General features: G+C 72.2%; 11 protein-coding genes. 9 read left to right on the top strand and 2 right to left on the bottom strand.

What is annotated here, in order from left to right:
• The first annotated feature begins 466 nt into the window (after positions 1-466).
• From ACFYW1_RS38145 to ACFYW1_RS38135, 3 genes are all read left to right on the top strand, one after another.
• Positions 467-1219, top strand: a complete 753-nt coding sequence (locus ACFYW1_RS38145) for a GntR family transcriptional regulator (RefSeq protein WP_389004282.1) — start codon at positions 467-469, stop codon at positions 1217-1219.
• Positions 1220-1567: 348 nt separating this feature from the next.
• Positions 1568-1768 (top strand): SPOR domain-containing protein, encoded by a 201-nt coding sequence (locus ACFYW1_RS38140; protein ID WP_389004280.1) that lies wholly within the window; start codon positions 1568-1570, stop codon positions 1766-1768.
• Between the two features lie 356 nt (positions 1769-2124).
• On the top strand, positions 2125-2526 hold the full coding sequence (locus tag ACFYW1_RS38135) for an NUDIX domain-containing protein (RefSeq protein WP_148836707.1): 402 nt from the start codon (positions 2125-2127) through the stop codon (positions 2524-2526).
• Positions 2527-3007: 481 nt separating this feature from the next.
• On the opposite strand, the gene ACFYW1_RS38130 is transcribed toward ACFYW1_RS38135, so the two are convergent.
• Positions 3008-3769: a 4'-phosphopantetheinyl transferase family protein gene (locus ACFYW1_RS38130; RefSeq protein WP_389004277.1), complete on the bottom strand. Its 762-nt coding sequence runs from the start codon at positions 3767-3769 to the stop codon at positions 3008-3010.
• A 419-nt stretch (positions 3770-4188) separates the two neighbouring features.
• On the opposite strand from ACFYW1_RS38130, the gene ACFYW1_RS38125 reads away from it, so the two are divergent.
• The 5 genes from ACFYW1_RS38125 (at position 4189) to ACFYW1_RS38105 (ending at position 9584) form a co-directional block, all read left to right on the top strand.
• Positions 4189-4986 carry a hypothetical protein gene (locus tag ACFYW1_RS38125; protein ID WP_389004275.1) on the top strand — a complete coding sequence of 266 codons (798 nt, stop codon included), beginning with the start codon at positions 4189-4191 and terminating at the stop codon, positions 4984-4986.
• 54 nt (positions 4987-5040) lie between these two features.
• Positions 5041-5943, top strand: a complete 903-nt coding sequence (locus ACFYW1_RS38120) for a LuxR family transcriptional regulator (RefSeq protein ID WP_389004273.1) — start codon at positions 5041-5043, stop codon at positions 5941-5943.
• A 283-nt stretch (positions 5944-6226) separates the two neighbouring features.
• Positions 6227-6976, top strand: coding sequence for a thioesterase II family protein (locus ACFYW1_RS38115; protein WP_389004271.1), 750 nt, complete (start codon positions 6227-6229; stop codon positions 6974-6976).
• Entirely contained in the window at positions 6973-7731 is a 759-nt protein-coding gene (locus ACFYW1_RS38110; protein WP_389004269.1) for an IclR family transcriptional regulator, read from the top strand. Before ACFYW1_RS38115 ends, ACFYW1_RS38110 begins: the two co-directional genes overlap by 4 nt.
• A gap of 32 nt (positions 7732-7763) precedes the next feature.
• Positions 7764-9584: a BTAD domain-containing putative transcriptional regulator gene (locus ACFYW1_RS38105; protein ID WP_389004267.1), complete on the top strand. Its 1821-nt coding sequence runs from the start codon at positions 7764-7766 to the stop codon at positions 9582-9584.
• A gap of 205 nt (positions 9585-9789) precedes the next feature.
• Here ACFYW1_RS38105 and ACFYW1_RS38100 read toward each other — a convergent pair whose 3' ends face one another.
• Complete coding sequence (locus ACFYW1_RS38100) at positions 9790-10059, bottom strand: hypothetical protein (RefSeq protein WP_148836711.1); 270 nt, start codon at positions 10057-10059, stop codon at positions 9790-9792.
• Between the two features lie 354 nt (positions 10060-10413).
• Between ACFYW1_RS38100 and ACFYW1_RS38095 the strand changes: the two genes are divergently transcribed.
• The gene (locus ACFYW1_RS38095) at positions 10414-11145 is read left to right on the top strand and encodes an IclR family transcriptional regulator (RefSeq protein WP_389004264.1); all 732 of its coding nucleotides are present in this window, start codon (positions 10414-10416) and stop codon (positions 11143-11145) included.
• Positions 11146-11201 lie beyond the last annotated feature (56 nt).

Here is an 11201-nt window from a genome sequence, read left to right as displayed (position 1 = left end):
CCGCCCCCCCCGCCCGCGCCCGCGCGCCCCCCCCCCGCCCGGGCGCCCGCCCCCCCCCCCGCCCCCCGCGCCCCCGCCCCCCCGCCCCCCCCGGCCGCCCCCCCGCCCCCCCCCCCCCCCCCCCCCCCCCCCCCCCCCCCCCCGCCGCGTTTTCCGCCACGGCCCCCGGCGGGACCGCTTCCGGTGCCACGGGCCCCGCTCGACGGCGCTCATCGGCCCGCCGTCGACCGGGGCCCGTCCGCCGGTCCTGCGGCCGGGGCGAGGGGCGGGGGATTGCGGGAAACGGGGGGTGGGAAGGAAGGGGCGGGAGGATCGAGAAGGGCCGAGATCCTTCTGGTGGCCGACGGCCGGATATGCATGGGTGGGCTGCGAATCATCACATCGGGTGAATCTTTGGCCTGTGCTTGCGGTCCACAACCGACGGTTGTCAGGCTGTCGCAGACTGTCAACCTGTTGGGAGTGGCCTGTGACTTTCGGTGAGCAGCCCGCGTATCTGCGCGTTGCAAGCGATCTGAGGGAGAAGATCGTCAACGGTTTGCTGCCGCCGCATACGCGCCTGCCTTCGCAGGCCCGTATCCGCGAGGAGTACGGAGTCTCGGACACCGTCGCGCTGGAGGCGCGCAAGGTGCTGATGGCCGAGGGGCTGGTGGAGGGGCGCTCGGGCTCCGGCACGTATGTGCGCGAGCGTCCCGTGCCGCGGCGGATCGCCCGCTCCGGCTACCGGTCGGCCACCGGCGCCAGTCCGTTCCGTCAGGAGCAGACGGCGGAGGGGGTGCGCGGGACGTGGGAGTCCCGCAGCGAGCAGGAGGGGGCGAGTGCGGAGGTCGCCGAACGCCTCGGCATCGAGCCGGGCGACCGGGTGATGCGGACGAGGTACACCTTCCGGGAGGCGGGGGAGCCGATGATGCTCTCGACCTCCTGGGAGCCGCTCGCCGTGACGGGGCGCACGCCGGTGATGCTGCCGGAGGAGGGGCCCCTGGGCGGCTGCGGGGTGGTCGAGCGGATGGCTGCGATCGACGTCGTCGTGGACAACGTGGCCGAGCAGGTCGGCGCGCGCCCGGGGCTGGCGGAGGAGCTCCTGGCGCTCGGTGGTGTGCCGGGACACGTGGTGATGGTGATCGAGCGGACGTACTACGCCTCGGGTCGCCCGGTCGAGACGGCGGACGTGGTGGTGCCCGCCGACCGCTTCCGGATCGCCTACCACCTCCCGGTCAGGTGACCGTGCGCGGCGGGAGCGGTGCGGGGCGGGCGGTTCCGGCGGCGTGTCGGCCGGTCCGGGCGAGCGGGTGGTCGGTTCCGGTGAGGGGGACACCGTCGCCCTTCGTTCCGGCTTGTCATGTCCCGCTCCTCCCGTCGGGCGGAACGGGGCGGCTGGGGTAGGGAGGGGGTGTTTCGACCTCCAAGGGGCGCATCCGGTCGGATGCGCCCCTTCTTGCTGGCCGATTCGGTACCTCTTTGTGTAATTCCGTATCCGTTGAGTGAAGGTCAGGCGTAGGGTCAGGCATATGCGTACTGCGGATTCCTGGGGATCTTTGGAGACGTGCATGCCGTTCGAGGGAGGGGTGCAATGCTCGGGAGGGGAGCGATGAGCGACAGCAGTGCCGTGCTCCCATGGCTGGTGATACGGCAGGACGACAACGGCAATCGCTATCGCGTCGGCAGATATGCCACACAGGGCGAAGCCCAGAAGATGGCCGACAAGCTCGATGAACGCGGACACAAACAGCTCTACTGGGTGGAACGCATCGGGCAGGGCGACCGGCCGTAGCGAGGCGGGGGTGGTGCGCTCCGGCGCGCGGCGGGGCGTGTGACGGCGGGGGCCGTTCGCGTACCGGGCCGCCCACCGGCCGCCTGCCGCCGCGTTCCCGCGCGCCGTGCCCCGGTCCGCGCCCTGCGCCCCGATTCGCGCGCCGCGATCCCGCCCGCGCCCCGCGCCCCGGTCGGCGTCCCGGGCCCGCCCGGGTGCCGCGCCCACTCGCGCCCCGGTCGGCGGCCCGCCTCGTACCCGCCCGTGGGTCGCTTCTGCCCGCGCCCCGTCCGTGCGACCCGGTCCCGTTCGTGCGGCGCGTTCCCGCCCCGTTAGGGTCCTGTCCGGCCAAGTGGTGCACGAACGAAGGCGGAGTGATGTCGGGCCTGATCGACACGGTGGCATGGGTGCGGGTGGAGAACGGCAGGATCCTCTGCGCACGTTCGCGGGGGAAGGACGTCTTCTACATCCCGGGCGGGAAGCGGGAGGGGCGGGAGACCGACCTGGAGACCCTGCTCCGTGAGGTCGAGGAGGAGCTGGATGTGGCCATCCTTCCGGCCACGGTGTCGCACATGGGGACGTACGAGGCGCAGGCGCACGGCCACCCGGACGGTGTGGTGGTGCGGATGAGCTGCTACACCGGGGACTACCGCGGGACGCTGGCCGTCAGCAACGAGATCGAGGAGATGGCCTGGTTCTCCTACGCCGACCGGCCGCTCGTCCCGCCGGTCGACCAGCTGCTCTTCGACGACCTCAAGGCATCCGGCGCGCTGGTCTGAGCGACTGCGGTGCGGCCGCACCGCGCTCCCGCCGCCGGCCGTGGGCCGCGTCCGGCCCGCGGCCGGCCTCGATGAGGTCCCGACGAGACCCGCCGCGCTCCCGGTCCGCTCCGCGGCCGGTGCGTTTTCGGCCCCGCTACGGCCCCGTCCGTGGCCGGTCCCGATCCGGACCGTGTCCTTCATGCCGGTTCGCGCCATCCGGTAACCGGACGGAAAATTAATTGCGTAACCCGTATCGATCTTCAATTCCCCGCAGAGAAAACGATCGGGTGAATTGATTGCGCTCCGCTCCATTGCCCATGGGGCAAGGAGCGGAGAAGTTCCGCATCAATCCTTCCCGCGAACGATGACTGCGGTCGTCGTCGGGGTGATTTTCTGTCGTACGCCCGAGGAACGAGACATTACGGAACCCGGTATGCGGATCGCGCGCCGCATACCGGGCCGTGCCATTGGTCGAGACCCTGGAAGGCCCGGGGCTGTTTCATTGGTCGGAAATCGAAGAAATTGAAAGCGGAACCGCCGGTAGTCGTCGGAGTGTCACGGTCACAGGGACGTGCGAAGGCAGCGCCGCGGTTGCAACCCACTTCCCGGGCGTGTCGAGGTCGGTCACGGTCCAGGCCCCGGGGGTGCCGGGGACGCCCGCCGTCACCGTCGCGGAGCCGGGGGAGCCGGGGTGGGTCTCGATGGTGGACAGGTCGCCCGCGATGCCGGTGCCGACGGCCTTCAGCACCGCCTCCTTGCGGGTCCAGCAGCGCAGGAAGGCCCGGTGGCGTGCCGGTCCGGGCGGCAGGGCGCGAATGTGCCGTCGTTCGGCCGGGGTGAGGGCGACATGTCCCAGTTCTTCGGTGTCCATCTCCCGTACGCCCTCCACGTCGACCCCGACCGGGAACCGGGCGACCGCGAACAGGCAACACCCGCCGGAGTGCGAAAGGCTGATCCGGAAGGGGGTCGCGGGGTGCGCGACGATCGGCGGACCGTGTTGCGAACTGCCGCATTCCGGGCAGGATTCGCGCCCAAACCTGATCTCGCGGGGACTGACCTGAAGTAGCCGGGCCAGTACGTGCCGGGCCCCCGCGCGACTGCCGACGAACTGGGTCGCCTGGCCGGGATGGCTGATGCGGCCCAGGCGCTCGCGCTCGCCGGCGTCGAGCAGTTCGAGAGCGGCCGGATCGGGTCGCCCGCCCGGAATATGCCACCAGTGGACGAGTGCTTCGGATGCGGTGGGGGCGAGGGGCTCGGTCACGGGGCGAGCCTAGGCCGCGCCCCCATTCCAGGTGAAACGGTGACCGCTATGGGACAGCGACGACTCCGCTCCGGAGTTGAACAGTTTCATACCGCAGCGTAACTGGAGGGCGGGCCCTGTGATTTCGGGCCCGGGGTGCAGCTTGCTGACATTTTCCCGAGGAGGGGCCCTCGACCGGGTGGAGAAGGGGGATCGTGCGGACCCTTCCGATCCGCTTGGACTGGACCGCCGTTGACTGGTTCACACCTGGCGATCTAATGTCGGGTCAAGTTGATCGTGGCGTATATGTGTTGCTCGGGTTTGTGTTAATTGGCTTCCGATTCAACCTTATCCGGGTTGAGGGTCTTCCATGAGGCGGATGAAATCTGACGAGGTCAACTGGCATCCCGGGACAGCGCAGTAGGGGACGGGTGGCCGAAATGAGTATGGTGGCGGATGCTCCGGAAGACCTGGAACACACGGATTACGTGGAGCGGGCGCTCCTGCAGGCCCGTGCTCTGATCGAATCCTCGGTGTCCTTGCACCGGCAGAGACCCGGTGGCGCGTCGCTGGTGGTACGGGCCGACGACAGGTCGATCGGCGAGGCGATCAGGCAGCTGATGGCGGGCGCGCGCTACTCGGCCCATGTCGCGGTGACGGGGGACCGGGCGCACTCCGCCGCGGTCTGCTCCGCCCTCGCGGCGTCCGTCGCGGACATGGCGCCGGCCCCGGCGGACCGCGGCGACCGGGGGCGGCTCGCCGTGCGGCTGCTGGCCGCCGGCGGCGCACTCCACCTGCCGTCGAACTTCGGTGACGCGTTCGGCGCGGCGAACCTGGAGATCCGCATCACGAAGGGCGAGTTGCGCGAGGCGCTGATCGTCGACGGCCGGACCGCCCTGGTGCAGTCGGGTGCCGAGACGGGCGCCAGGCATGCCGCGATCATCACCGATCCGGCCGCCGTCGGCGCGCTCGATCTGCTCTTCGCCGGGACGTGGACGAGTGCCCGTCCCCTCGCCGACGAGCTCCGCCTGGACCGCAGCCTGCGCACCGCTCTCGCGCGCCGGATCCTGGAGAAGCTGCGGGAGGGACACACCGACGATGTCGCCGCCCGCGAGATAGATGTGTCCCTGCGTACGTACCGACGGCACGTCGCGGAGATCATGCGTGAACTCGGGGCGAACTCCCGCTTCCAGGCGGGTGTGCGCGCTGTGGAACTGGGGTTGCTGGAACGGTGCTGAACGATCGCATGACGCAGTAACTCCGAAGTGCAGAAAACATCGGGGGCAACGGGGATGAGCAGGACATCGGAGACGTGGTCGATACCGGCCGAGGACAGAACGAAGGAGCGGGACCGGGAACAGGTCGAGGCGACAGGAGAGCCGCCGACGGCGGGGCCGGAGGTCCGTGGGGCACGACCGGGCAGGGTCCCGGGGAGCGAGCCGCACGCCGACGCCATAGAGCGGGCCCTGCTGGAGGTCCGGGCGATGATCGAGATGACGGTGGAGCAGCACCGGGACCGTGTCTCGTGGGATCAGCTGATCACCGCCGTGGACGACAGCAAGGAAGCGATCGTCGCCGAGGCGCGCAAACTGGTGCGCCAGGCGCGTACGAGCATCGATGTCGTGCTGGCCGCGGGGCCGAGCTGCGGCGCCGAGTCCAAACGCGCGCTGCACGAACTGCTCCGCGCGGTGCCGGACACGATCCACATCCGGCTGCTGTGCACGCCGGTCATGATCGACGAGGATTTCGTCCGGGCCCAACGCGCCCGGGAGCGGCCCGCCGAGGTACGGGTGGCGCGGGTACCACCCCTCCAGGGGCTCATCGTCGACGGGACGGTCGGCCTGGTCTCGGCCGAGTCGCCCACCGGCCGCAGGGCCTCGCTCATCCGTGTCCCCGATGTCATCCGCACGCTCAACACCCTCTATGAGGGGGTCTGGCGCAACGCCGTTCCCGCCGACGGGCACATAGCCTTCGGGGACCACTCGCGCGCCGAGCTCGCGCGGCAGATCCTGGGGGCGCTGCGGGCCGGAGTGACCGACGAGGTGGCCGCGCGCGAACTCACGGTCTCCGTGCGCACCTACCGCAGGTACGTCGCCGAGATCATGACGCTGCTCGGTGCCACCTCACGTTTCCAGGCCGGGGTGCGGGCGGCGGAACTGGGGTTACTCGGCTCCATCGACACACCGGGAACCTGAGGGAGGGCATCCCGCCGCTCCCCGCGGCCGCGCCCGTGCGGCGCGGCCGCCCCTTCGCGGACACCGTCCGGCGCCGTGCACACGTGTCGCCGGACGGCATCCGCGCGTCCGGTACTGGCAGCTTCCTGTAGTTCCGGTTGTCGGGTGCGGAACCCGGGTAATAGAACAGGTTTGTTGATTCGGATCCGCCCCGAGGGCTGTCCCGTGCGCCCACCCGGGACCACGGGACGGCCCCCGGGCCGCGGACCGTTTGATGTACCGCCGACGCGAGGTGCGAAGAGGGATGAAGTCCGGCATCGACAGCGGATGGTTCCGCAGATACGAAGCGGTGGCCCCGCGCGGACGGGTGCTGATCCTGCCGCACGCGGGCGGCTCCGCCGCGTACTTCCACCGCTGGGGAAGGGCGTTCGGCGAGGACACCGAGGTGTTGGTGGCCCGCTACCCCGGACGCCACGTCCGGATCGACGAACCCTTCGTGCTCCGGATGGACGAGCTGGCGGACGCGGTCACCGAGGCCCTGCTGCCGTTCCTGGACCTGCCGCTGTCGCTCTTCGGCCACAGCATGGGCGCCTCGCTGGCCTACGAGGTGGCGCTCCGGCTGGAGGCGCGGCACTCGGTGCGCCCCGCCGGGCTCCACGTGTCGAGCCGGAAGGCACCGCACCGCCTCACCCCCACCTCGCTGTACCGGGAGGACGACGACGCGCTGGTCGCCGAGGTCCACCGGCTCGGCGGCACGGAGGGGGTCCCGCTGGACGATCCCGCGCTGCGCGCCATGGTGCTGCCCGCGATCCGCGCCGACTTCACGATCGTGGGCACCTACGGGCCGCGCCCCGCCGTCCCGGTGGGCTGCCCGGTGCGCGGTTACGTCGGCGACCGGGACCCCTCGATCACCGAGGCCGAGATGTCGGCCTGGGCCGACGTCGCGCCCCACGGGTACGACCAACAGGTGTTCCCCGGCGGGCACTTCTATCTCGCGGACCGGCGCGACGCGCTGATCGGGGCCATCGGCGGATCCCTGGCCGGTGCCCGATGACCATGTCGCTCTCCCCGTCCTCCCCGTCCCCCGCGTCGTCCGTCCTCGACCACGACAGCGGGGTCGCCGTACTGGACAAGGCGTCGCTGCTGCTGAGCGTGCTGGAGGACGGCCCGGCCTCGGTGTCGCGGATCGTGCGCGTCACGGGGCTGACCCGCCCCACCGCGCACCGGCTGGCCCTGGCGCTGCAACGGCTGCGGCTGGTCACCCGCGACGCGCGGGGCCGTTTCCTGCTGGGGCCCAGGCTGAGCGAGATGGCGGTCGTCGAGCACGGCGACCGCATGCTGGCGCTGGCCGGCCCCGTGCTGACGGGACTGCGCGACCGGACCGGGGCCAGCGCCCGGCTCTACCGCCGGTGCGAGGACCGCGTGCTGTGCGTGGCCGCCGCAGAGACCTCGTCGGACATCGCCGCCACGGTGCCGGTGGGCACGGCCTTCCCGATGCGCTCCGGGTCGGTCGCCCAGGTGCTGCTGGCCTGGGAGGAGCCGGACGCGCTGTACCGGGGACTGGTGGGCGCCCGCTTCACCGCCACCGTGCTCGCCGGGGTGCGCCGCCGGGGCTGGGCCCAGAGCTTCGGGGAACGGGGCCGGGGCTCCGCCGAACTGACCGCCCCGGTGCGCGGGCCGGGCGGCCGGGTCGTCGCCGCGCTCTGCCTGTCCGGCCCGGTCGGGCTGATCACCGACGAGCCGGCCCGGGAGTACGGCAGCGCGGTCATCGACGCGGCACTGCGCCTGGGCGAGGCGTCGGACACGTGATCCCTGCCTCCTGCGGGCGGGTGGTCTGCTGAATGACGCTCGGACAAGGCACCGGATCCGAACTGGAGTTCAGGATTCTCGGGCCCACCGAGATGTGGGCGTCCGGGGTGCGCATTCCGCTGACCGCCGCCAAACAACGCACGGTCCTCGCGGCCCTCCTCATCTCTCCCGGCCGGTTCGTCTCCGACCTGTGGCTCAGCGAACTGCTGTGGGACGCCGCGCCCCCCGCCACCCGGTCGGCCCAGCTCTACACGTACATCTCGCGGCTGCGCCGGATCTGCGGCCCCGAGCTGCGGCTGGCGCGCAAGCACCGGGGCTACCATCTGGCGCTGGGCGACGCCTGGTTCGACTGGGACGTGTTCCGGCAACTCGCCGAGCAGGGCCGCGACGACCTGCTGAACAACCGTTACGAGGAGGCGTCCGCCTGCCTGGGCACGGCACTGGAGCTGTGGAGCGGGCCCGCCCTGTCGGACGTGACCGAGTTCCTGGCCCGTGCCGAGCTGCCCGCCCTGGAGGAGTCCCGGCTGACCGTGGTCGAGAACCGCATCGAGGCCGAGCTCGAACTTGGGCGGCACAGCCGGGCGCTGCCCGAACTGACCCGGCTGGTCGCGGAGCACCCCACCCGGGAGTCGCTGCGCGGGCACCTGATGACCGCCCTGTACCGCTGCGGCCGGCAGATGGACGCGCTGCGGGTGTACGAGCAGGGCCGCCAGGTCCTCCAGCAGGAGCTGGGGGTGGACCCGGGGCCCGCCCTGCGCGAACTGCACCGGTCGGTGCTGCTGGAGGAGCTGGCCGCGCCCGTCGCCGCCGAGGCGCTCACGGTCGCCAGCAACGCGGCGCCGAGCCCCTGGACCGGACTGGTGCCGGCCATGCTGCCGATGGACACCACCGACTTCGTCGGGCACGGCGCCGAACTGGCCGAGGTGCTGGAGGGGTTGCGCGGTTCCGGCGGCCCCCACCGAGGTGTGGTGCTGACCGGCGCGGCCGGGGCCGGGAAGTCCGTGCTGGCCGTGCGCGCCGGGCACGTCTGCCGGGACGACTTCCGGCAGGGGCAGCTCTACATCGACCTGCGCCGGGAGGACGGAAGTCCCAAGAACCCGCTGGACGTGCTCGGTTCGTTCCTGCGGGCACTGATCCCGGTACGGGGCGACCTGCCCGAGACCCTGGACGAGCGGGCCCAGCTGTACCGCAGCGTGCTGTCGCGCCGGCGGGTCCTGGTCGTGCTCGACAACGCGGTGGACGACCGGCAGGTGCGCCCGCTGCTGGCCAGCGGCGAGGGCTGCCGGATGCTGATCACCAGCCGCAGCGCGATGGCCTCGCTGGAAGGGGTGCGGGCGGTGCCGGTCGGCCGGCTCGACGACGCGGCGGCCCGGCAGCTGATCGAGTCGGTCGTCGGCACGGCCCGGCTCGCCGCCGAACCCGAGGCGGCCGGGCGCCTGGTGGAACTGTGCGACGGGCTGCCGCTGGCCCTGCGGATCTGCGCGGCCCGGCTCGCGGCCCGGCCGCAGTGGCCCGTGGCCCGGCTGGTGGACCGGCTGGATCCGGGGGAGGGGCAGGCGCGCCACGAGGAGTGGTCCGAGGGCAGCCTCGACCTGCGCGCCGCGCTGCGCACCAGCGTCCTCCAGCTCGAACCGGGGCTGCGTCCGGTGCTGCGGGTGCTGGCCCGCGCGGCCCCCGGCCCCTTCACCGCGGCGGAGGCGGCGGAACACCTGGGGTGGTCCGAGGAGCGGACCCAGACGGCGCTGGACGCGCTGGCGGAGGTGTGGCTGCTGGAGGTCGACGCCGGGTACGGCCCGGACACGGGGCCCTGCACGTACCGGTGCTCCCCGCTGGTCAGGCTGCTCGCCCGCTGAGGGACTGCCGGGGCGGGCCCCGCCGGGGCGCGGCGGCCCGGCCGGAGGTCACCCGGCGGGCCTCGCGCCCCTGGCCGTCGTCGTGCTCATGGCCGTCGTCGTGCCCGTGGCCCCTGTCGTGCCCGTGGCCGTGGTCGTCGTTGTGTCCATGAGTACCGGACGACTCGGCCCTTCGGCTCTCCGGCACTCATGGACACAGCGCTGATCAGTTCTCGCGCTCGGGCGGCAGCGGGGTGCTGTTCATGCCGTCGATGAAGGCGGCCAGCAGGCTGGCCCACCGCATGCCCTGGTCGTCGGCGACGGAGAGGTCGCCCAGACTGGTGGCGCGTTCCGCGAGCCACGGTTCCAGACAGGACGTGTTCACCGCCCGCGCGTACATCTGCGCGTCCGTCCAGTCCGGTTCCTCCCGCCGCGGCCGGGTCTGGAACTCCCCCTCCGACACCATCGCCAGATCGGGCGCAGTGTCATGACTCATGGTCTCCTCCTTGTCGAGTCGGTTCCCCCGCGGGTCGTAGCACACAGGATTGGAGAGATATCTATCCCTCCTCTATATTCCTGGCCCGGGAAGCACAGTGAGTGATCATTTGCCGGTCGTCTGGCAGCTTCCTGTAGGAGCCATTGCCGTGGGCTTCCCCGGGGGATTGCATGGTCGCCAGGTGCAGTGCTTTCCCTCTCGAAGCGAAGCCTCACTGACCGGCGGCCCCCCCCCGAATGCCGCCGGGGCACGAGGGTCCGGAGCTCTTTCGGCGGGCCCGGACCCTCCGGCCGAACTTCTTCCGACGAGCTCTTCAGAAGAGCTCCTTCATGCCCGGAGAAAGGGGTTTCGGGAATGACCGCCACAGCTCCCGAACGGACGCAACTGGTGAGCGGCGTCGGGGTCCTGGACAAGGCATCCCTGCTGCTGGAGGTGATGGAGGCGGGGCCCGCCTCCCTCACGGAGCTGGTGGAGCGCACGGGACTGAAGCGCCCCACGGTGCACCGCCTGGCGACCGCCCTGGAGCGGCTGCGGCTGGTCACCCGGGACCGGCGCGGCAGGTTCGTGCTGGGGCCGCGGCTCGGCGACATGGCGGAGGAGGCCGGCCGGGACCGGCTCGTCGCCTCGGCCGGGCCCGTACTGACCTCGCTGCGCGACCGGACCGGGGCCAGCGCCCGGCTCTACCGCCGCCATGGTGACCTGCGGGTCTGCGTGGCCGCCGTGGAGGGGAGCGGCCCGCGCGAGGAGGTGCCGCTCGGGGCCGCCCTGCCGATGAAGTCCGGGGCCGCCGCCCAGGTGCTGGTGGCCTGGGAGACGCCGGAGAACCTCTACCTGAGCCTGCGCGGGGCGCGCTTCACCGCGGCCACCCTCACCTGTGTGCGCCGGCAGGGCTGGGCGCAGACCGTCGGCACGCGCGACTGGGAGACCGCCTCGGTGGCCGTTCCCGTGCGCGGCCCCGGCGGCCGGGTGGTGGCCGCGGTGTGCGTCTCGGGCCCCGTCGCCCGGCTCGGCAGGACCCCCGGACGGCGGCATGGTGCTGCCGTGGTCGACGCGGCGGTGCAGCTAGGTGCGGGACTCGCGCGTTGAAACCTCCTCCCATGGCAGCTTCCTGTAGCCGCCATTGCCTCTCCCCGGCCGCACCG

It is taken from the genome of Streptomyces sp. NPDC002669 (assembly GCF_042889165.1).
Classification (GTDB): Bacteria; Actinomycetota; Actinomycetes; order Streptomycetales; family Streptomycetaceae; genus Streptomyces.
The sequence above is the reverse complement of the archived record's forward strand: the minus strand, read 5'-3'. Positions and strand labels throughout refer to the sequence as shown.